This window comes from Staphylococcus parequorum, assembly GCF_039237145.1.
In the GTDB taxonomy this organism is placed as follows: domain Bacteria; phylum Bacillota; class Bacilli; order Staphylococcales; family Staphylococcaceae; genus Staphylococcus; species Staphylococcus equorum_A.
This window is the reverse complement of record NZ_CP150682.1, coordinates 2,476,585-2,499,121: the sequence shown is the minus strand read 5'-3', so window position 1 is coordinate 2,499,121 and position 22,537 is coordinate 2,476,585. Positions and strand designations below refer to the sequence as shown.

21 protein-coding genes, 1 tRNA gene and 1 other RNA gene are annotated in these 22,537 nt (G+C 34.9%); 19 read left to right on the top strand and 4 right to left on the bottom strand.

Features of this window, described 5'->3' with window-relative positions:
- Positions 1–25 precede the first annotated feature (25 nt).
- The 5 genes from trxB (at position 26) to AAA453_RS12315 (ending at position 5,318) form a co-directional block, all read left to right on the top strand.
- Positions 26–970, top strand: a complete 945-nt coding sequence (trxB, locus tag AAA453_RS12335) for a thioredoxin-disulfide reductase (protein ID WP_069817909.1) — start codon at positions 26–28, stop codon at positions 968–970.
- Positions 971–1,309: 339 nt separating this feature from the next.
- Positions 1,310–2,236: an RNase adapter RapZ gene (gene rapZ / locus AAA453_RS12330; protein ID WP_427705242.1), complete on the top strand. Its 927-nt coding sequence runs from the start codon at positions 1,310–1,312 to the stop codon at positions 2,234–2,236.
- Positions 2,223–3,221 carry a gluconeogenesis factor YvcK family protein gene (locus AAA453_RS12325; RefSeq protein WP_427705239.1) on the top strand — a complete coding sequence of 333 codons (999 nt, stop codon included), beginning with the start codon at positions 2,223–2,225 and terminating at the stop codon, positions 3,219–3,221. The genes rapZ and AAA453_RS12325 overlap by 14 nt, the downstream gene beginning before the upstream one ends.
- Before the next feature lie 44 nt (positions 3,222–3,265).
- Positions 3,266–4,213, top strand: a complete 948-nt coding sequence (gene whiA, locus AAA453_RS12320) for a DNA-binding protein WhiA (protein ID WP_427705237.1) — start codon at positions 3,266–3,268, stop codon at positions 4,211–4,213.
- A 259-nt stretch (positions 4,214–4,472) separates the two neighbouring features.
- The gene (locus tag AAA453_RS12315) at positions 4,473–5,318 is read left to right on the top strand and encodes a YitT family protein (protein ID WP_069817913.1); all 846 of its coding nucleotides are present in this window, start codon (positions 4,473–4,475) and stop codon (positions 5,316–5,318) included.
- A gap of 216 nt (positions 5,319–5,534) precedes the next feature.
- On the opposite strand, the gene AAA453_RS12310 is transcribed toward AAA453_RS12315, so the two are convergent.
- Positions 5,535–5,606: transfer RNA gene (locus AAA453_RS12310), tRNA-Arg, on the bottom strand.
- Positions 5,607–5,758: 152 nt separating this feature from the next.
- Between AAA453_RS12310 and clpP the strand changes: the two genes are divergently transcribed.
- A complete protein-coding gene (gene clpP / locus AAA453_RS12305) occupies positions 5,759–6,343 on the top strand; it encodes an ATP-dependent Clp endopeptidase proteolytic subunit ClpP (protein WP_069817914.1) in 585 nt (194 codons plus the stop codon).
- Positions 6,344–6,413: 70 nt separating this feature from the next.
- Here the strand turns inward: clpP and AAA453_RS12300 are convergent, their stop codons facing one another.
- Complete coding sequence (locus tag AAA453_RS12300; RefSeq protein ID WP_069833343.1) at positions 6,414–7,310, bottom strand: TIGR01777 family oxidoreductase; 897 nt, start codon at positions 7,308–7,310, stop codon at positions 6,414–6,416.
- A gap of 378 nt (positions 7,311–7,688) precedes the next feature.
- The gene (locus tag AAA453_RS12295; RefSeq protein WP_069817916.1) at positions 7,689–7,877 is read right to left on the bottom strand and encodes a hypothetical protein; all 189 of its coding nucleotides are present in this window, start codon (positions 7,875–7,877) and stop codon (positions 7,689–7,691) included.
- A 289-nt stretch (positions 7,878–8,166) separates the two neighbouring features.
- Here AAA453_RS12295 and AAA453_RS12290 point away from each other — a divergent pair, with 289 nt between their 5' ends.
- Positions 8,167–8,787 (top strand): DUF4887 domain-containing protein, encoded by a 621-nt coding sequence (locus AAA453_RS12290; protein WP_427705233.1) that lies wholly within the window; start codon positions 8,167–8,169, stop codon positions 8,785–8,787.
- Between the two features lie 352 nt (positions 8,788–9,139).
- Here the strand turns inward: AAA453_RS12290 and AAA453_RS12285 are convergent, their stop codons facing one another.
- Positions 9,140–9,373, bottom strand: coding sequence for a hypothetical protein (locus tag AAA453_RS12285; RefSeq protein WP_285324297.1), 234 nt, complete (start codon positions 9,371–9,373; stop codon positions 9,140–9,142).
- 379 nt (positions 9,374–9,752) lie between these two features.
- Between AAA453_RS12285 and AAA453_RS12280 the strand changes: the two genes are divergently transcribed.
- The 12 genes from AAA453_RS12280 to ssrA all read left to right on the top strand — a co-directional run bounded on the left by AAA453_RS12280 (position 9,753) and on the right by ssrA (position 22,418).
- On the top strand, positions 9,753–10,769 hold the full coding sequence (locus AAA453_RS12280) for a sugar-binding transcriptional regulator (protein ID WP_069833346.1): 1,017 nt from the start codon (positions 9,753–9,755) through the stop codon (positions 10,767–10,769).
- A 53-nt stretch (positions 10,770–10,822) separates the two neighbouring features.
- Entirely contained in the window at positions 10,823–11,830 is a 1,008-nt protein-coding gene (gene gap / locus AAA453_RS12275) for a type I glyceraldehyde-3-phosphate dehydrogenase (RefSeq protein ID WP_002508255.1), read from the top strand.
- 131 nt (positions 11,831–11,961) lie between these two features.
- Complete coding sequence (locus AAA453_RS12270) at positions 11,962–13,152, top strand: phosphoglycerate kinase (protein WP_427705231.1); 1,191 nt, start codon at positions 11,962–11,964, stop codon at positions 13,150–13,152.
- Between the two features lie 76 nt (positions 13,153–13,228).
- Positions 13,229–13,990 (top strand): triose-phosphate isomerase, encoded by a 762-nt coding sequence (gene tpiA / locus AAA453_RS12265; RefSeq protein ID WP_427705228.1) that lies wholly within the window; start codon positions 13,229–13,231, stop codon positions 13,988–13,990.
- A gap of 1 nt (position 13,991) precedes the next feature.
- Positions 13,992–15,509: a 2,3-bisphosphoglycerate-independent phosphoglycerate mutase gene (gpmI, locus tag AAA453_RS12260; protein ID WP_427705225.1), complete on the top strand. Its 1,518-nt coding sequence runs from the start codon at positions 13,992–13,994 to the stop codon at positions 15,507–15,509.
- Positions 15,510–15,701: 192 nt separating this feature from the next.
- Positions 15,702–17,006, top strand: coding sequence for a surface-displayed alpha-enolase (eno, locus tag AAA453_RS12255; RefSeq protein ID WP_021339867.1), 1,305 nt, complete (start codon positions 15,702–15,704; stop codon positions 17,004–17,006).
- Positions 17,007–17,421: 415 nt separating this feature from the next.
- On the top strand, positions 17,422–17,883 hold the full coding sequence (locus AAA453_RS12250; protein ID WP_427705222.1) for a hypothetical protein: 462 nt from the start codon (positions 17,422–17,424) through the stop codon (positions 17,881–17,883).
- Positions 17,884–17,951: 68 nt separating this feature from the next.
- Complete coding sequence (gene secG / locus AAA453_RS12245; protein WP_002508249.1) at positions 17,952–18,185, top strand: preprotein translocase subunit SecG; 234 nt, start codon at positions 17,952–17,954, stop codon at positions 18,183–18,185.
- A gap of 119 nt (positions 18,186–18,304) precedes the next feature.
- The gene (locus tag AAA453_RS12240; RefSeq protein ID WP_069817923.1) at positions 18,305–19,045 is read left to right on the top strand and encodes an alpha/beta hydrolase; all 741 of its coding nucleotides are present in this window, start codon (positions 18,305–18,307) and stop codon (positions 19,043–19,045) included.
- A 39-nt stretch (positions 19,046–19,084) separates the two neighbouring features.
- Positions 19,085–21,463 (top strand): ribonuclease R, encoded by a 2,379-nt coding sequence (gene rnr / locus AAA453_RS12235; protein WP_069833349.1) that lies wholly within the window; start codon positions 19,085–19,087, stop codon positions 21,461–21,463.
- A gap of 22 nt (positions 21,464–21,485) precedes the next feature.
- On the top strand, positions 21,486–21,950 hold the full coding sequence (smpB, locus tag AAA453_RS12230) for an SsrA-binding protein SmpB (protein ID WP_002508246.1): 465 nt from the start codon (positions 21,486–21,488) through the stop codon (positions 21,948–21,950).
- Positions 21,951–22,056: 106 nt separating this feature from the next.
- Positions 22,057–22,418: a transfer-messenger RNA gene (gene ssrA, locus AAA453_RS12225) on the top strand.
- The last annotated feature ends 119 nt before the right edge of the window (positions 22,419–22,537 follow it).

The window sequence follows — 22,537 nt, the reverse complement described above, 5'->3', positions numbered from 1 at the left end:
AATTATTAAACAGGAGGCAATTTAAATGGCTGAACAAGTGGATTTTGATGTGGCAATTATAGGTGCCGGACCAGCAGGAATGACTGCTGCAGTTTATGCATCACGTGCTAATTTAAGCACAGTAATGATTGAACGTGGTATGCCAGGTGGACAAATGGCAAACACAGAAGAAGTTGAGAACTTCCCAGGGTTTGAAATGGTAACAGGTCCAGACTTATCAACGAAAATGTTTGAACATGCGAAAAAATTTGGTGCAAAATATCAATATGGCGATATCAAATCTATAGAAGATAAAGGTACGCATAAAGTGATTAACCTTGGTAATAGTGAAATTACTGCTCGTGCCGTAATCATATCAACAGGTGCAGAATACAAAAAAATTGGTGTACCAGGTGAACAAGAACTAGGTGGCCGTGGTGTAAGTTATTGTGCCGTATGTGATGGTGCATTCTTTAAAGGTAAAAAATTATTTGTTATTGGTGGCGGGGATTCAGCTGTAGAAGAAGGAACATTCCTTACGAAATTTGCTGATAGCGTAACAATCGTTCACCGTAGAGATGAATTACGTGCACAAAAAATCTTACAAGATCGTGCATTTAAAAACGATAAAATTGATTTTATTTGGAGTCACACTTTGAAAACAATTAATGATAAAGATGGTAAAGTAGGCTCAGTAACATTAGAATCAACGAAAGATGGCACAGAACAAACACTAGATGGTGATGGCGTATTTGTGTACATTGGTATGAAACCATTAACAATACCTTTCCAAGATTTAGGCATTACTAATGAAGTTGGCTACATTTTAACGAATGAAGACATGAGTACAAGTGTACCTGGTATATATGCAGCAGGCGACGTACGTGAAAAAGGTTTACGTCAAATTGTAACGGCAACTGGCGACGGAAGTATTGCAGCACAAAGTGCTATTGCATATATCGAACATTTAAACGATGCAATTGAAGCATAAATAAATTGAATCATTGATGAAGTAAAGTCATAATTTATAAAAGATTTTATAAATTATCATAGATAAATTCAGTCATAGCTAGAATGTCATACTTACGATCTATAAGTAAGTTATAACATTCTAGCTTTTTTACATAATGAAACAGCTATAGCTTTATAGTGTCGATAGATAAAACTACTACCTTAGTCGTTTTTCATGTAAAATATAATGTGATAATATTAACTCGTTAGACTTATATTGAGAAAAATGAAATATAATGTATAAATGCCAATATAAATAAACTATTAACAACATAGAACTAATTTTGCGATTAAAATAATCAATGGATGGTGTAAAGAGATGCAGCGAGAAGAAAAAGAAATAGTAAAGAGTGAATTGTTGGTTGTAACTGGTTTGTCAGGCGCCGGAAAATCTATGGTCATCCAGAGTTTAGAAGATATTGGATATTTCTGTGTAGATAATTTACCACCGATTCTGTTACCAAAGTTTGTAGAATTGATGGGGCAAGGGAACCCTTCTTTACAAAAAGTAGCGATTGCTATTGATTTGAGAGGTAAGGAACTCTTTAAGTCTTTAATTAAAGAGATGGATCAAATTAAGAGTAACTCAGACGTTATTGTTGATTTAATGTTCTTGGAAGCTTCGAATGAAAAACTAATCTCTCGTTATAAAGAAACACGTCGTGCACATCCTTTAAATGAAAAAGGTCAACGTTCATTAATTGAATCTATTGAAGAAGAACGTGAGTTGTTGAGTGAAATTCAGAGTTTAGCGAATTATACGATTGATACATCGCAAATGACACCGAAAGAATTACGCAAACGCGTGGGGGATTATTTTAATCAAAGTAACTACCAAACATTTAATATTAATGTCATTAGCTTCGGTTTTAAACATGGTATACAAATAGATGCGGACCTTGTATTTGATGTAAGGTTTTTACCAAATCCGCACTACGTTGATGAGTTGAGACCATTAACTGGTGAAGATGAAGCGGTATATAAATATGTAATGAAATGGAAAGAAACAAATATTTTTTATGAAAAATTAATGGATTTATTGAAATTTATGGTGCCAGGGTATAAAAAAGAAGGTAAATCTCAACTTGTTATTGCAATAGGGTGTACTGGTGGCCAACATCGTTCTGTCGCACTAGCCAAACGTATCGGAGCAGAACTCAGAGAGAGTTTTGACTATAATGTGTATGTGCAACATAGGGATGCACATGTCGAAAGTGGCGTGAAACAAAAAAATGAAAAGAATTAAACTTGTACTTATAGGTGGAGGTACGGGTTTATCCGTTTTAGCACGTGGTTTAAAGGGTTATCCGATTGATATTACGACGATTGTCACAGTAGCTGATGATGGTGGTAGTACGGGTAAAATACGAAGCGAAATGGATATACCTGCTCCAGGAGATATACGAAACGTTATTTCGGCATTAAGTGAAACTGAATCAACAATAGAGCAATTGTTTCAATATCGTTTTAAAGAAAACCAAGTCGAAGGTCATTCTTTAGGTAACTTACTCATCGCTGCATTAACCAACATCAATAACGATTTCGGCCATGCAGTGAAAGAACTAAGTGAAATTTTAAATATTAGAGGTCGTGTTATTCCATCTACTAATGCGAGCGTACGTTTAAATGCAGTAATGGAAGATGGAGAAATTGTATATGGCGAATCTAATATTCCAAAAAAGAATAAAAAGATTAAACGTGTATTTTTGGAACCAGAAGATGTTGAGCCAATGGAAGAAGCAGTGGAAGCAATAGAAGAAGCAGATTTAATCGTGTTAGGCCCTGGCTCACTTTATACGAGTGTGATTTCTAACCTATGCGTGAAGGGTATTTCTAATGCACTGCTGGGTGGAGACGTTCCTAAATTATATGTTTCAAATGTTATGACACAGCCAGGTGAAACAAATAGTTATACTGCAGTCGACCATGTGAACGCAATACATGATCATGTTGGTCAGAACTTTATCAGTTACTCTATTTGTAGCACCCAATCATTTACTGAAGATGTGTTGAGGCGTTATAGGGAAGATGGGGCATCACCAGTGAAATGTAATATGAATCATATGGAAGAACAAAATATTAAAGTATTTACACACCCTAATTTAGTAGAAGTTTCTGAAGAATACTATGTGCGTCATAATACTGAAGTGTTATCTAAAATGATTTACGAAATAGCTATGCGAGAAACTGAAACGATTGAATTTACGCGAGATAAAGAAAATGATGAATAATAACTAAGTGATATCATTTAGTTAAAGAAGGGACTGATTAATCTATGAGCTTTGCATCCGAGATGAAGAATGAACTAACTAGAATAGAAGTAGATGAAGAGAATGCAAAAGCAGAGCTCAGTGCGCTTATTCGTATGAATGGTGCACTCAGTCTTTCCAACCAACAATTTGTTATTAACGTACAAACTGAAAATGCTACTACGGCAAGACGTATATATTCGTTAATTAAAAAAGTTTTTAATGTTGAAGTGGAACTACTTGTGAGAAAGAAAATGAAATTAAAAAAGAACAATATTTATATCTGTCGTATTAAAGTACGTGCTAGAGAAATATTGGATGAATTAGGTATTTTAAAAAGTGGCGTCTTTACGCACGAAATTGATGAAGCATTGATTCATGATGATGAAATGAGAAGAAGTTATTTACGTGGTGCTTTTCTTGCTGGTGGCTCAGTAAACAATCCAGAAACATCATCTTATCATTTAGAAATATTTTCATTATATGAAGACCATTCTGAAGGTATAACGCAGTTAATGAATAAATATGATTTGAACGCCAAGCATCTCGAACGAAAAAAAGGTAGTATTGCTTATTTAAAAGAAGCGGAAAAAATTTCTGATTTCTTAAGTTTAATCGGTGGATATCAAGCACTATTGAAATTTGAAGATGTCCGTATTGTACGTGATATGAGAAACTCTGTTAACAGATTGGTGAATTGTGAAACTGCTAATTTGAACAAAACAGTAAGTGCCTCTATGAAACATGTAGAAAGCATTCGTTTAATTGACCAAGAAATTGGTCTAGATAATTTACCTGAAAGATTACGTGAAATTGCAAGACTAAGAGTAGAACATCAAGAAGTGTCACTTAAAGAATTAGGTGAAATGATGACTTCTGGCAATATATCTAAATCTGGTGTGAATCATCGATTAAGAAAGTTGAATGAAATGGCGGATAAGTTGAGAAGCGGCGAACCAATTGAACTGAAATAATATGCTTTACAGTTTTAAATTTCAGTTTGGACCCTTCAATACTGACTTTGAGAAATTTTAGGGCATTATTAAAAATAAATCTAGTCATACGTGAAATAGTTGTGCTAGAATTATTATAAAATAATTGTATAATTTCATTTTGACTATTAACGCCTCTATAAAGAGGTGTTTTTTTATATAATTAATACAATTTATGATGCGTAATAGCAATAGAACAATGCTTCAAACCTATTGTTCTTGGAGTCGAAGGAGTGAGTTTATGTCAAAACTGTTTAATAAGCATTCTAAAAATATTATCCTTTGTATAATAGGCACGTTTATTAATGCAATAGGTGTCAATTGTTTTTTACTTGGATCTAACTTAGGAGATGGGGGCACTGTTGGTATATCCCTAGCACTATTATATTCATTTGGATTGTCGCCTGCGTGGACTTCATTAATTATCAATACACTTGTTGTATTAATTGGTTGGAAATTTTTGAGTAAAACGACTGCAGTATATACAGTTATAGCAAATACGTCACTCTCACTTTTTTTACATTTAACTGAAAATATAAATCTAGGTGTGGATAATTTTGTGATTAACGCTGTGTTTGGTGGGGCTATCATTGGTATTGGCGGAGGTTTAGTTATTGCGACGGGTAGTACACTCGGAGGCACCTCAGTCATAGCTAAGATAATTAATAAATATTCAGAAATTAAAACATCACAAGGCATCTTTGTATTGGATGCGCTTGTCGTGCTATCTTTTTTAATGGTACTCCCTTTACAAAATGTGTTATTTACAATCATTATGCTATTCGTAACCGAAAGAGCGACATCGTTTATCATAGAAGGGTTTAATCCTAAAAAAGCAGTTACTGTTATATCAAGTAAAAGCGAAACAATTAGCGATAAAATTAATGCTTTTACAGGTAGAGGTTCTACGATATTAACTGGTAAAGGTGGCTATGCTAAGAGTGAGACGCGTATGCTATACGTGGTAGTGCCACAATCTCAAGTAACAAGAGTGAAAAAGCTTGTTAACGAAGAAGATGAAAATGCCTTTTTAGTAATCCATGATGTGAGAGATGTTTTAGGTAGTAGTTTTATAAATGTAAAATAAACCTATAAAGTCTTGTTTTAATAATGAGAAACAATTGTCTTGCATAGATTTTTAGCATATTATAAACTACATAGATTACTAGATATATTGAAAAAGGGTATATGATAAAAGTGGTTAATGGTTTGAGTGTTTTTAAATATAAAAAACAAAACCCCGACATCATAGATATATAAATAACCTATGGTATCGGGTGATGTTTAGAAAATCTTATGAAAGTCCCCTCGAAGGGAATCGAACCCCCATTTTAAGAACCGGAATCTTACGTGTTATCCATTACACTACGAGGGGTTAAAAAACACGGTAATACAAGTGTACAAATCTTAGAAGTAACGGTCAATAAGAATAATGTAAGTTTCGTGAAATTTCGAGCTTAATTTTTGACCATATTTGACTTTTGAGTTAAAATAAATTTATCAATTAGAAATGAGGAGGCAATATTAATGAATTTAATACCTACAGTAATTGAAACAACAAACCGTGGGGAACGTGCATATGACATTTACTCACGTTTATTAAAAGACCGTATTATTATGTTAGGTTCACAAATCGATGATAATGTAGCAAACTCTATAGTTTCACAATTATTATTCCTACAAGCACAAGATGCTGAAAAAGATATCTATCTTTATATCAATTCACCGGGCGGAAGTGTGACGGCTGGATTTGCAATTTATGATACAATCCAACACATTAAACCAGATGTACAAACAATCTGTATTGGTATGGCTGCCTCAATGGGTTCATTCCTACTTGCAGCAGGAGCAAAAGGTAAACGTTTTGCTTTACCAAATGCTGAAGTAATGATTCACCAACCACTTGGTGGTGCGCAAGGTCAAGCAACAGAAATTGAAATTGCTGCGAATCATATTCTTAAAACACGTTCAAAATTAAACCAAATTTTAGCAGATCGTACTGGTCAGTCAATTGAAAAAATTGAAAAAGATACAGATCGTGATAATTTCTTATCAGCTGAAGAAGCTAAAGAATACGGTTTAGTTGACCAAGTTATGGTTCCTGAAGCATAATATTAAAAATAATATAAAAGCTTAAGTAAAAAAGACAAGTCACATTATGTGGCTTGTCTTTTTTTATTCATTATTTTACTAAATCTTCTAAAGCTATTTTTAAATCTGGATATTTAAATTTAAAATCTATAGCCTGTAATTTATTTGGAATTACTTTTTGTGTGTCTAATACAACTGTAGACATTTGACCTAAAGCTAATCTTAAGGCTAATGCAGGCACCCAAGTGAAATGGGGGCGGTGTGTGACACGTGCCAGTGTATAGCCGAATAAATTTTGATGTTCAACAATAGGCGCTGTAAAGTTGAAAACGCCTTGCGCATTTCCGTGGTTAATTGTATAGAGAATTGCTCTTGTTAAATCATCTAAATGAATCCAAGAATACCATTGTCTACCTGAACCGAGTTTACCACCAAGGTAAAATTCATATGGTAGTTTCATTAAAGGTAAGGCGCCTCCATCTTCTGCAAGAATCATGCCAAATCTACCAATTACAACACGTGTGCCTAATGATTCAAACTGACGTGCACGACGTTCCCATTGGTAAACTACTTCCGATAAGAAATCAAATGGGAGTGATTGATATAATTCTGTATAAGTTCGATCGTAATCTGGTTTGTAATAACCAACTGCACTCGCATTGAAGAATACTGAAGGTTTTTGTTTGCGATTTTTAAACAAGTCGAATAATGCTTGCGTAGACTGTATGCGACTCAACATAATTGCTTGTTTATGTTCTTTTGTCCACCGTTTCATTAAACTTGCACCTGCAAGGTTAATAACAATGTCAATATCAGGAATTTGAGATTCCCAATTTGCTTTAGACCAATTAACGTATGTTATTTTGGGATGTGAAGTTGATTTGTCTTGTCTAGTAAGTATCGTTATATGCGCATCACTTTGCTTGATAGCTTCAACGAGTTGGCTACCAACCATACCTGTGCCGCCTGTTATTAAATAGTGTTTCATTATATCACCTCATAAAATAGTAATGCTTTAGACTGTAATGATTAAAAACGACTCAAGCTAATTGCTTTTCTGACATAATTCTTTCGAAAATTGTTCAAGAATATGTCATTTAGTCATCTTAAGAAGTATTTAAAATAATATAGGATGCCGTTATAATAAGGGTACCTTCGATATTAATTAATCATCTCTTAATTATTTCGAGTATACCCCATAATATACTAACGAAGGTAAAATTTTGACTCCCTTTAGTAGTGGCCTATGCGATTATCGTATAGGCCTATATTTATATGCTAACGTAATTAAAGATTTATAACTATCTTTTTATTTAGATAGCGCTTATATAAATGTATCCTCAATAAGATTTTTACAGCTTTACTATTAGATGAAAAGAAAAATTAGACTGAAAATAACTAATAGAAGGAAAATTATAAAACTAAAGAAAAAATAACGCTTTTTTGAAGTGGGCTTTGGTTCATAGTTATCATTTTCAACCATCATTTGGCGAAGGCCTTTTTTGTTATGGTGATCCTGCTGCTCTAAATCATTTAATAAATCATGTTTATTCATATTTAGCTCACATCCTGTTATGATAATAGTGAAACATGTAAAGTATCATTTGAAATTAAATAAAAGTATTGTAAATATAGTTTGGTTTAGATTAATATTAAATTGAAACATAAAATATTAAGACATATTTGTATTTTACAATAGATATGACATCAAGATAACATCCATATTAAAAAATAGTTAATCGGTTTGATTAGTATAAAAAATAGTGTAAAATATACATTTGTTAATGAAAGTACATTTAGAATAAATATAAAAGTTATGATATAAATTGAAGTGAGGGGAGCTTATGCCAAAGCATAATCAAAATAACAAGAAAATGAGCACTTTTGCAAAAATTGTGAGCGCGATTATTGTCTTGTTATTAGTAGGTGGATTAGTTTTTGCCATTTTTGCCTTTGTAGATCATTCGAAACAAGCCGATGAACGTTTAGCTGATCAAAAGCAAGAAGAAAAAGATAAGAAAAAAGAAAAGACTAAAGAAGAAAAAGATAAGAAAAAAGAGAAATCGACAGAAGAATCACAAGAAACTCAACAACAAACTCAGCAAGTTCCAACTACGCAACAGACACAAGAGACGCAACAAACTCAACAGCAAACTCAGCAACCTGCAACAGCTGAACGTACAACAGAAGAAGAAAAAGACTCTCCTGAAAAAACAAAAGAAGCAACAACTGAAGAACGCTCTACTGAAGAGCAAACTACAGAGGAACGTACTACTGAAGAACGTACTACCGAAGAGCGTACGACAGAGGAAAAAACACCTGAGCCATCAACAGAAGAAAGAACTTCAGAACCTTCAACTGAAGAGCAAACGCCTGAACCTTCAACAGAAGAAAGAAGTAGTCAAGCTGACACACAAGAAAAATCATCACAAAACAATGACTCAAATTCATCAGAAGAAGATTAATATTGTTAATAACTGTTTAGTAGATATAGGTGCATAATTTATTAAAAAGAAGCACTCGTGCAAACGAGTGCTTCTTTTTATATTATCGACAAAGACTACGACTTTGTTGGCATTTTTTATGCACGTGTCCCACATGAGTACAGCTTTAGACTTTAGTTGGTGCATCTCCTGTAGGAGTCGTAGCAAATTACTGTCATTTTTTTAAAATTAATCAATCATTTATCATTAGTAATTAGTCGAACTCATATAAAGGCCAATACAGACTTTATTTTTAAACTATATTTTAATTAACTTGAAGTGCAGGGCATTTATAATTTTAAATAAAGTAAAAGCTAATATGAATCAGATTGAATTAAAATAAGAAGTTTAATAAGAAAGTAAGAAGTGATGACAAGAGTATTAAAGTGATGCAACCACTCAAACAACCGAATGGCCCACAACCACAACCGACATTTTTCGTATAGTTATATGACTGGTGTTGTTGTGTACCAGCGTATGGTTTTTGACTATGCTTATTAAAATGATCTGGGTTCTTATATCGTTGGTCATCCGGATCGATAACCTCTGGTTGATCTTTTTGTGACATAGTTTTTCCTCCAAAATAGTATTATAAAGCTATTTTAATGATAATAGGACAACCATTCAATCATTCACGCTTGTAAAAGCCCAAGAATGTGAATAATATGTGTTTATATTATTATATGTACTATTAAAAAATAATAAGTATGAATGATTAATTGATGTTTTTAACGGGTATTAAATTATTGTAGACAGTTACAAAAGTAACTAAAATTTTAATGGTCAATAGTCAATAATTAATAGATAGGTATTTCTCTTGCAATTTGAAAAATATAGTAGTAGTATTGCTGTTATAAGAGGTTATATTTTTTTGTCCCACCAGGGACGCAAAAAGTCAATCTATGGTTAGAACTTGACCCTTTAAATGGAAATGGAGGTGGATAGTAGTGAAGGACTTGATAAAAATTCAACAAAAGTTAGTTCCAGAAATTGTTGAAAAGATGTATCGTCGTTTTTCAATACTCACTACTATCTCCAAGCATCAACCCGTAGGTAGACGAAGTTTAAGTGAATACATGGATTTGACTGAACGCGTATTACGTTCTGAAACAGATATATTGAAGAAACAAGAACTTATCAAAGTTAAACCGACAGGTATGGAAATAACTGAAGAAGGTGAAACAACAATTCGTCAATTGAATAGCTATTTCAATATTTATTCAGATGATCATCATCTTGCGCAAGTTATTAAAGAGCAGTACAACATCAAAGAAGTTTACGTCATACCTGGCGATTCAGATGCTGATAAAACAGTTAAGGTTGAGTTGTCACGTCAGGCGGGACAACTTGTAGAAGATATTCTTTACGAACATGCAATAGTTTCTGTGACTGGTGGTTCAACAATGGCATATGTTAGCGAAGCCATGCACAAGCAACCGTACAATGTATTATTCGTACCTGCGCGTGGAGGGCTTGGTGAAAATGTTGTATATCAAGCGAATACGATTGCTGCAAGTATGGCGCAGCAAACGAACGGTGATTATACCACATTGTATGTCCCAGATAATGTAAGTGAGACAACATATAACACGCTTATGTTAGAACCATCAGTCATCCATTCACTTGAGAAAATTAAAGAATCCAATATTACAATCCACGGCATTGGTGATGCGCTGAAGATGGCGCGAAGACGTCAATCACCTAGTGAAGTTATAGAGAAACTTCAACATCACAATGCCTCGGGAGAAGCATTTGGATATTATTTCGATGATCAGGGTGACATTGTCCATAAAGTGAAAACGATTGGACTACAGTTAGAAGATCTTGAGTCGAAGAAGTTTATCTTTGCCGTAGCTGGGGGTAGATCAAAAGGAGAAGCTATTAAAGCTTACCTTTCAATTGCACCCAATAACACTGTATTAATCACAGACGAAGCTGCGGCAAGAGTAATCGCAAAACAATAGTAATAAAAGGTGAAAAACACTTTTTAAATATCATTTTAAAGGAGGCCATTATAATGGCAGTTAAAGTAGCAATTAATGGTTTTGGTAGAATTGGACGTTTAGCATTTAGAAGAATTCAAGACGTAGAAGGTATTGACGTAGTAGCAGTTAACGATTTAACAGATGACGAAATGTTAGCTCATTTATTAAAATATGACACTACACAAGGTCGCTTCACAGGAGAAGTTGAAGTAGAAAAAGACGGATTCCGTGTAAATGGTCAAGAAGTTAAATCATTCTCAGAACCTGAACCAAGTAAATTACCTTGGAAAGACTTAGACATCGATGTTGTTTTAGAATGTACTGGTTTCTTCGCTGATAAAGAAAAAGCAGAAGCTCACATTGACGCTGGCGCTAAAAAAGTATTAATCTCTGCACCAGCAACAGGCGACTTAAAAACAATCGTTTATAACACTAACCACAGTGAATTAGATGGTTCAGAAACAGTTGTTTCAGGTGCTTCATGTACTACTAACTCATTAGCTCCAGTAGCTAAAGTTTTAAATGATGACTTCGGCTTAGTTGAAGGTTTCATGACTACTATTCACGCATATACTGGTGACCAAAGTACTCAAGATGCTCCACACAGAAAAGGCGACAAACGTCGTGCACGTGCAGCTGCTGAAAACATCATCCCTAACTCAACAGGTGCTGCTAAAGCAATTGGTTTAGTAATCCCTGAAATCGATGGTAAATTAGACGGTGGCGCTCAACGTGTTCCAGTTGCTACTGGTTCATTAACTGAACTTACAGTTGTATTAGAAAAAGACGTAAGCGTTGAAGACGTTAACGCAGCAATGAAAAATGCTTCAGACGAATCATTTGGTTACACTGAAGACGAAATCGTTTCTTCTGACGTAATCGGTATGACTTACGGTTCATTATTCGATGCAACACAAACACGTGTTATGACAGTTGGAGATCACCAATTAGTTAAAATAGCTGCTTGGTACGATAACGAAATGTCTTACACTTCACAATTAGTTCGTACTTTAGAATATTTAGCTGACCAATCTAAATAATTCGGATTAAAAAATTAATTTAACAAGCTTAGATGTTGTTAAATTTAAACAATAAGCTTAGGAGTAAGCGGGGAGCACATCGCTTCTCCGCTTATTTTACTTTATTGTTCCATTCAGAGGAGGAAGCTTATATGGCTAAAAAAATTGTAACTGACATAGAATTAAAAGGTAAAACTGTACTTGTACGTGCAGATTTTAACGTACCAATGAAAGACGGCGAAATCACTGATGATAACCGTATCGTTCAAGCTTTACCAACAATCAAGCATATTATTGAACAAGGTGGAAAAGTAGTATTATTCTCTCACCTAGGTAAAGTTAAAGAAGAAAGCGATAAAGCAGAATTAACTTTAAAACCAGTTGCTGAAGCATTAACAGAAAAATTAGGTAAAGATGTTGCGTTTGTACCTGAAACACGTGGCGAAAAGCTGGAACAATCTGTTAAAGCACTTAACGAAGGCGATGTACTTTTAGTTGAAAATACACGTTTTGAAGACGTTGAGGGTAAAAAAGAATCTAAAAATGATTCTGACTTAGGCAAATACTGGGCATCACTTGGCGATGTATTCGTAAATGATGCTTTCGGTACAGCTCACCGTGAGCACGCGTCTAACGTTGGTATCGCATCTAATTTAGAAACAGTTGCAGGATTCTTAATGGAAAAAGAAATTAAATATATCGGTGGCGTAGTTGAAAACCCTGATAAACCTGTAGTTGCAATTTTAGGTGGCGCTAAAGTTTCTGACAAAATTGGTGTCATCACGAACTTATTGAAAATTGCTGACAAAGTACTTATCGGTGGCGGAATGTCGTACACATTCTTCAAAGCGCAAGGTAAAGAAATTGGTTTATCGTTATTAGAAGAAGATAAAGTCGACTTTGCTAAAGAATTATTAGACCGTGCGAGCGATCAAATTGTTTTACCAGTAGATTGCAAAATTGCTAAAGAATTCTCAAATGACGCTGAAATCACAGAAGTATCTGTTGATGATATCCCAGCTGATCAAGAAGCAATGGATATTGGACCGAAAACAGTAGAATTATTCAAAGAACAATTACAAGGTGCGCATACAGTTATATGGAACGGACCAATGGGTGTATTTGAATTAAGTAACTTTGCTAAAGGTACGATTGGTATTTGTGAAGCAATCGCTGAACTAAAAGATGCTAACACAATTATCGGTGGTGGCGATTCAGCTGCAGCAGCAATTTCATTAGGATATGCAGATGACTTCAGTCACATTTCAACTGGTGGCGGCGCTTCATTAGAATATCTTGAAGGTAAAGAGCTACCAGGCGTTATCGCAATTGCTAACAAATAATTGCACGACTAAACATACAAGACATGATTATAGCTTTTAAATATTAATCATAAATTACTAATAGGAGTGTTATATAATGAGAAAACCAATTATCGCAGGTAACTGGAAAATGAATAAAACAGTTCAAGAAGCTAAAGATTTCGTTAATGCATTACCAACATTACCAGACACTAAAGAAGTAGAATCTGTAATTTGTGCGCCAGCAATTCAATTAGACGCATTAGTTACTTTAGTAAATGATGGTAAAGCACAAGGATTACAAATCGGTGCTCAAAATGCTTACTTCGAAGATAATGGCGCATTTACTGGTGAAACTTCTCCAGCTGCATTAGCAGACCTTGGTGTTAAATATGTTGTTATTGGACATTCAGAACGTCGTGAAATCTTCAAAGAAACAGACGAAGACATTAACAAAAAAGCACATGCTGTATTTAACCACGGTATGACACCAATCATTTGTGTTGGCGAAACTGATGAAGAACGCGAAAGTGGAAAAGCAAACGAAGTTGTTGGCAACCAAGTGAAAAAAGCAGTAGAAGGTTTATCTGAAGATCAATTACAACAAGTAGTTATTGCTTATGAACCAATCTGGGCTATCGGTACTGGTAAATCATCAACTTCTGAAGATGCTAACGAAATGTGTGCATTTGTAAGAGAAACAGTTGCTGAGTTATCTAGTCAAACAGTAGCAGATGCAACTCGTATTCAATATGGTGGTAGTGTTAAACCTAACAACATTAAAGAATACATGGCTCAATCAGACATCGATGGCGCATTAGTAGGCGGCGCATCACTTAAAGTGGATGATTTTGTACAATTGTTAGAAGGTGCAAAATAATATGGCGAAACAACCAACTGCATTAATTATTTTAGACGGTTTTGCAAACAGAGAAACAGAACATGGTAATGCTGTAAAACTAGCTAATAAGCCTAATTTCGACCGTTACTACAGTAAATATCCAACAACGCAAATCGAAGCAAGTGGTTTAGATGTTGGTCTTCCTGAAGGTCAAATGGGTAATTCAGAAGTTGGTCATATGAATATTGGTGCTGGACGTGTAGTTTATCAAAGTTTAACGCGTATCAATAAATCTATCGAAGACGGTGATTTCTTTGATAATGAAGTATTAAACAACGCAATTCAACACGTTAAAGACAATAATTCAGCGCTACATCTCTTTGGCTTATTATCTGATGGTGGTGTTCATAGTCATTATAAACACTTGTTCGCATTATTAGAATTAGCTAAAAAACAAGGTGTTGAGAAAGTCTACGTTCACGCATTCTTAGACGGACGTGACGTAGATCAAAAATCATCACTAAAATATATCGAAGAAACGCAAGCTAAATTCGATGAACTTGGCATTGGCCAATTTGCATCTATTTCAGGCCGTTATTACGCAATGGATCGTGATAAACGTTGGGATAGAGAAGAAAAAGCTTATAATGCAATCCGTAATTTTAAAGGTGAAACTTTTGAATCAGCTAAAGCTGGTGTTGAAGCTAACTACGAGAAAGATTTAACAGACGAGTTTGTTGAACCATTTATCGTAAAAGATCAAAATGACGGTGTGAATGATGGCGACGCAGTTATTTTTTATAACTTCCGTCCCGACAGAGCAGGGCAACTTTCTGAAATCTTTACAGACAAAGCTTTCGAAGGTTTCGATGTTGAACAAATTGATGATTTATTTTATGCAACGTTTACAAAATATAACGACAATGTGAAAGCAGAAATCGTTTTTGAAAAAGTTGATTTAACAAATACTATCGGTGAAGTTGTTCAAGACAATGGTTTGAAACAATTGCGTATTGCGGAAACAGAAAAATTCCCGCATGTCACTTATTTCATGAGTGGTGGTCGTAATGCTGAATTTGAAGGTGAACGTCGTCGTTTAATTGACTCACCAAAAGTCGCAACTTACGATCTTAAACCAGAAATGAGTGCATACGAAGTTAAAGATGCATTGATTGAAGAATTAAATAAAGGCGACTTAGATTTAATCTTATTAAACTTTGCTAACCCTGACATGGTTGGACACAGTGGTATGCTTGAGCCAACAATTAAAGCAATAGAAGCTGTAGACGAATGTCTAGGCGAAGTGGTTGATAAGATTACAGAAATGCGTGGTCACGCTATCGTTACTGCAGACCATGGTAACTCAGACATGGTATTAACAGATGACGATAAACCAATGACTACGCATACGACAAATCCAGTTCCAGTTATCGTTACTAAAGAAGGCGTAACATTACGTGAAACAGGTCGTCTAGGTGACTTAGCACCAACATTATTAGATTTACTCAATGTAAACCAGCCAGAAGATATGACTGGTGAATCATTAATCAATCATTAATTTAATGAATTAAAATTTAGAGTGAAAATTGATGCTATAAATTTAGATAGAAGGGTTTCTTATTCTGATAATTTATAGCATCTATAAACAACACAAGAGAATTAAATTACTTTGTATTTATAGTATTTAAAGCTATAATGAAGATGAAATTTAATATTTCTAAACTACTTATTTATAAAGGAGATTATAAACATGCCAATTATTACAGATGTTTACGCACGCGAAGTCTTAGACTCACGCGGTAACCCAACAGTTGAAGTAGAAGTATTAACTGAGAGTGGCGCTTTTGGTCGCGCATTAGTTCCATCAGGTGCCTCTACTGGTGAACACGAAGCAGTAGAATTACGTGATGGTGATAAAGACCGTTACTTAGGTAAAGGTGTTATTAAAGCAGTTGAAAATGTAAACGAAATTATTGCACCAGAATTAGTTGAAGGTGAATTTTCAGTATTAGAACAAGTATCTATCGACAAAATGATGATCCAATTAGATGGTACTGAAAACAAAGGTAAATTAGGTGCTAACGCTATTCTTGGTGTATCACTAGCAGTAGCTCGTGCAGCAGCTGATTTATTAGGCCAACCACTTTACAAATATTTAGGTGGATTCAACGGTACACAATTACCAGTTCCAATGATGAACATTGTTAATGGTGGTTCTCACTCTGATGCACCAATCGCATTCCAAGAGTTCATGGTATTACCAGTTGGAGCAGAAACATTTAAAGAATCATTACGTTGGGGTGCAGAAATTTTCCACAACTTAAAATCAATCCTTAAAAACCGTGGTTTAGAAACATCAGTTGGTGACGAAGGTGGATTCGCTCCTAAATTCGAAGGCACTGAAGACGCTGTAGAGACTATTTTAGAAGCGATTAAAGCAGTTGGTTTAGAACCAGGTAAAGATGTATTCTTAGGCTTTGACTGTGCATCTTCTGAGTTCTTTGAAGATGGCGTTTATAACTACGCTAAATTCGAAGGCGAAAATGGTAAAAAACGTAATGCTGAAGAACAAGTTGATTTCTTAGAAGAATTAGTTAACAAATATCCAATCATCTCTATTGAAGACGGTATGGACGAAAACGACTGGGACGGTTGGAAAGTATTAACTGAACGTATCGGTGACCGTGTACAATTAGTAGGTGACGATTTATTCGTTACAAACACTGTTAAATTAGAAGAAGGTATCGAAAAAGGTATCGGTAACTCAATCTTAATTAAAGTTAACCAAATCGGTACTTTAACTGAAACATTTGAAGCTATTGAAATGGCTCAAAAAGCTGGTTACACAGCAGTTATTTCTCACCGTTCAGGTGAAACAGAAGATACTTCAATTTCTGATATCGCTGTTGCAACAAATGCTGGTCAAATCAAAACAGGTTCATTATCAAGAACAGACCGTATTGCTAAATACAACCAATTATTACGTATTGAAGATGAATTATACGAAACTGCTAAGTTTGACGGACTTAAATCTTTCTATAACTTATCTAAATAATACCGCTTAAAAATTAAAGAGTTCACGCGCTAACACGCAAGTCATTTATGGCTTGCGTGTTTTTTAAAGTCCTACTATCTCAATGAAATTGAGATTAGTAGGACTTATGCAATAGCTTTAGCTATTGTAATCCTCAAGAGATCACTTTAGTGGTTAGGTCTTCTTATGCAATAGCTTTGCTATTGTAATCCCAAGAGGTCACTTGAGTGGTGCGCAGTTAATGAATACATCCGCTTAACTGGAGGTATGAAGGTATATGTAATCCTGACGCACAGAATTTGTAGTACTACCTTACTGTACGGTTATATAAATTATGTCACATAATTTATATAGTAAGACTTGCTTAAATTGTTCATCTTTCACTATGAAACTGATATAATTAAAGATGTAAATCATAGAAGGAGCCTTAATTTATATGGATGTAAAACCTAAATCAAAAGAAACAAAAACGGCTCATCTGATTGCTTATAGTTCATTAATCATCGCTATTCTTTATGCAGTACATTTATTTGTTGTTTTAGATGATAGTGTAATTAAACAATTACTTTTAAACAGTGAACAAAAGCCATCGGAAAATGCTGTTGGAACAATTAAAAATAGTTTTCAATTTACAGGCGTAATGTACATATTTGCTAACTTAGCAGGTATCATCGCCATCTGGAATAGACATACCTACTTGTGGTGGTTTATGTTTGCTGTATTCATCTCACAAATCTTGTATAATGTAGTTAATATCGGTCCAGTATATGGATCAATATTAGATGTTAAAGCTGGAATTAATTTAATTCCATTAACAGTTGTATTGATTATGTCATTTGTATTAGCGATTTATATGTTAGCTGTATCTATTAAACGTAAGAGTACGTTCAACAGATAGTAGTTTGCTAAAGAGGACGAACGTGTGGTATAATGCGATTCGTATATAATGAATGGAGGACAATTTTCATGCATACAGTAGTAATGATCATTTTAGTTTTAGTATGTATTGCATTAGTAACTGTTGTATTACTCCAAGAAGGTAAAAGTAATGGACTATCAGGTGCGATAAGTGGTGGCGCCGAACAGTTATTTGGTAAACAAAAGCAACGCGGTGTCGATTTATTCTTGCATAGATTAACAATTATATTGTCTGTCATTTTCTTCTTGTTAATGTTAGGCATAAGTTATTTTGGTTTATAAGGTCCGACAATGTTAAAGTCGGGCTTTTTTATTTATAATAGATATGTTGTATGCTAAAAAGAAATTTATAAAAATTAATTAACTCGAAATCAAAGCATAAGCGAAAGGGTTGAATCACGATGCAAATCAAACTTCCAGAGCCGTTCTTTTTTGAAGAAGGCAACCGAGCTGTGTTATTATTACATGGTTTCACTGGGAATTCATCAGATGTAAGACAATTAGGTCGATTCTTACAGAAAAAAGGGTACACATCTTATGCGCCTCATTATGAAGGACATGCTGCACCCCCTGAAGAAATATTAAAATCCAGTCCTTTTGTATGGTTTAAAGAAGCATTAGACGGTTATGACTTTTTAGTCGAAAAAGGATACGATGAAATTGTAGTCGCTGGTTTGTCCCTTGGTGGCTGCTATGCATTAAAATTAAGCTTAAACAGAGATGTAAAGGGTATTATAACTATGTGTTCACCTATGTACATTAAGACGGAAGGGTCTATGTTTGATGGTGTACTAGAATATGCCCGCAATTTTAAAAAGTATCAAGGTAAAGACGAAACCACAATTAATAAAGAAATGGACGTTTTTCAACCTACTGAAACTTTAAAAGAGCTTCAAGGACAAATCCAAGATGTAAGAGATCATGTGGACGAAGTAATGGATCCATTATTGGTCGTTCAAGCAGAACAAGACCAAATGATCAATACAGATTCTGCAAACATTATATACAATGAGAGCGAGTCTGATGAAAAAGATATTAAATGGTATGCGAATTCCGGACATGTCATTACAATTGATAAAGAAAAAGAATTAGTATTTGAAGATGTATACCAATTTTTAGAATCATTAGATTGGTCTGAATAAAAATTATAGAATTATTTAAAAAGAGAAAGGAGGGGCATAATGAATTTAAAACCATCCATTGAAGAAATTATTAAACAACCAGATTATGAACCCATGTCTGTATCTGATTTTCAAGATGCATTAGGTTTAAATAGTGCCGACTCATTTAGAGACTTAATTAAGGTGCTTGTTGAATTAGAACAAACAGGTTTAATTCAACGTACAAAAACAGATAGATATCAACGCAAGGAATCTAACAAATCCCAACAATCAAAATTGGTGAAGGGTAAACTAAGCCAGAATAAAAAAGGCTTTGCATTCTTACGTCCAGAAGAAGGTGAAATGGATGATATCTTTATTCCACCTACAAAAATTAATAGAGCCATGGACGGTGATACAGTACTAGTAGAAGTACAAAATTCAAAGGGTGAACACAAAGGTAAGCTAGAGGGCGAAGTGAAATCGATAGAAACGCATTCAGTCACACAAGTGGTTGGTACATTTAGCGAAGCACGCCATTTTGGTTTTGTGTTACCAGATGATAAACGTATTATGCAAGACATCTTTATCGCTAAAGGACATAACTTAGGTGCTATAGACGGTCATAAAGTACTCGTACAGATCACTAAGTACGCAGATGGTACAAACAATCCCGAAGGACAAGTTTCGGCTATATTAGGCCATAAAAACGACCCAGGGGTAGATATATTATCAATCATTTATCAACATGGCATTGAAATTGAATTTCCAGACAATGTTTTAGCAGAAGCTGAAGCAGTACCGGATGAAATTGAACCATCACAAACTGAAGGTCGTCACGATTTACGTGATGAACTTACAATTACGATTGATGGCGCAGATGCTAAAGATTTAGATGATGCAATTGGAATTAAAAAGTTAAGTAACGGCCATACACAATTAACAGTCAGTATCGCTGACGTTAGTTATTATGTCACTGAAGGATCAGCCTTAGATGAAGAAGCATATAGTCGTGCTACAAGTGTCTATTTAGTTGACCGTGTGATTCCTATGATTCCACACCGCTTAAGTAACGGTATTTGTTCTTTAAACCCAGATGTTGATCGCTTAACATTGAGCTGTCGCATGGAATTTAATGAACGTGGAGAAGTCGTTAAGCATGAGATTTTTGATAGTGTGATACATTCAAATTATCGTATGACATATGATGAAGTGAATGAAATTATTACAGATCAAAATGCAGACACACGTGAAAAATTCAGTGAAGTCACACCAATGCTAGACTTAGCACAAGATCTATCACAGCGTTTAGTTAACATGAGAAGACGTCGTGGTGAAATCGACTTCGATATTAGTGAAGCAAAAGTAATCGTTAATGAAGAAGGTATCCCAACAGATGTAGAATTGAGAAAACGTGGCGAAGGGGAACGCTTAATCGAGTCATTTATGCTTGCAGCAAATGAAACGATAGCAGAACACTTCGATCACTTAGAAGTACCATTCATATATCGTGTTCACGAACAACCAAAATCAGAACGTTTACGTAAATTCTTTGATTTTATTACGAATTTTGGACTAATGATTCAAGGTACAGGAGAAGAAATCCATCCTTCAACATTACAAAAGATTCAACAAGAAGTTGAAGGCCAACCAGAACAAATGGTTATCTCAACAATGATGTTACGTTCAATGCAACAAGCACGCTATGATGATGTGAATTTAGGACACTTTGGCTTATCAGCTGAATACTATACACATTTCACGTCACCAATACGTAGATATCCTGATTTAATCGTACATAGATTAATACGTAAATATATTGTAGAACAATCTATGAACAATAAAGAGAAGTCAAAATGGGAAGCACTGTTACCAGAAATTGCTGATCATACATCTCAAAGAGAACGTAGAGCGATTGAAGCAGAGCGTGATACAGATGAACTTAAAAAATCAGAATATATGGTACAACATGTTGGCGAAGAATTCGAAGGTATTATAAGTTCAGTTGCTAATTTTGGTATGTTCGTTGAATTACCAAATACGATTGAAGGCATGGTACACGTTTCGAATATGACAGACGATTTTTACCATTTCGATGAACGTCAAATGGCAATGATTGGTGAACGTCAGGCTAAAGTATTCCGTATAGGCGACCCAGTTCAAATTAAAGTCATCAACGTAGACGTAGATGAGCGCATGATCGATTTCCAAATCGTTGGTATGCCATTACCTAAAAATGAACGTAGTCAAAGACCTTCACGTGGTAAGACAATCCAAGCGAATCCTCGTGGTAAATCATCAGATAAATCTAAAGATGATAGCAAGGATAAAACGAAACACAAACAACGTCGAGGTAAAAATCAACGTAACAACGATAAATCAAATAGTGGTAATACAAAACACAAACCATTTTATAAAGATAAAAATGTGAAAAATAAAGCACGTAAGAAGAAAAAATAACTCAACAAAGAGGTGAAACTCAATGCCAAAGAAAAAATCACCAGGAACACTAGCTGAAAATCGTAAAGCCAGACATGATTACGTCATTGAAGATACGATTGAAGCGGGCATTGTGTTACAAGGGACTGAGATTAAGTCAATTCGTCGTGGCAGTGCCAATCTTAAGGATAGTTATGCGCAAGTTAATCGCGGTGAAATGTATCTTAATAATATGCACATTGCCCCGTATGAAGAAGGCAATCGCTTTAACCATGATCCTCGCCGTTCACGTAAACTTTTATTGCACAAACGTCAAATTGAAAAATTAGGTGAGCGTACGAGAGAAGTGGGTTATTCGATTGTGCCATTGAAACTCTATTTAAAACATGGACACTGTAAAGTATTGCTGGGTGTTGCACGTGGTAAGAAAAATTACGATAAGCGACAAGCATTGAAAGATAAAGCAGTAAAACGTGACATGGATAGAGCGATGAAAGACCGTTATTAAGCGGATATATTGCCAAAGACCCTGATCTTTGGTAATATAATATGTGCTTTCTAAAAAGCTGAGCGATAAGCGTGAAGTGGACAGGAAGTGCATTTTATACTATTTAGGGGGCGTTTTTGGATTCGACAGGGGTACCATGAGCAGGTTAAGCGTGTCGGAGGGTTGTCTCCGTCACTAACACACACAGTTATAATAACTGGCAAAGAAAACAATAATTTCGCAGTAGCTGCGTAATAGCACTCTGCATCGCCTAACGGCATCTCCTATGTGCTGTTAACCGCGATTCAACCTTTAGTAGGATACGCTAGGCACTGCCGTTTGAAGTCTGCCTAGAAGAGATTAATCAAACTAGCATAATGATGGCCGTCTATCACTTACCATTATGCGAAACTCAATGATAGACTACACACGTAGAAAGATCTGTATCAGGACCTCTGGACGCGGGTTCGAATCCCGCCGTCTCCATATCAAAAGGCTTAGCCATTGTGGCTAAGCCTTTTTTGTATTTAAGTTGATACATATTTCAAATCTCACTGCTGCACGTAATTGATATCGTTTATTTTAATTCTAATTGTACCTGTTTTTTT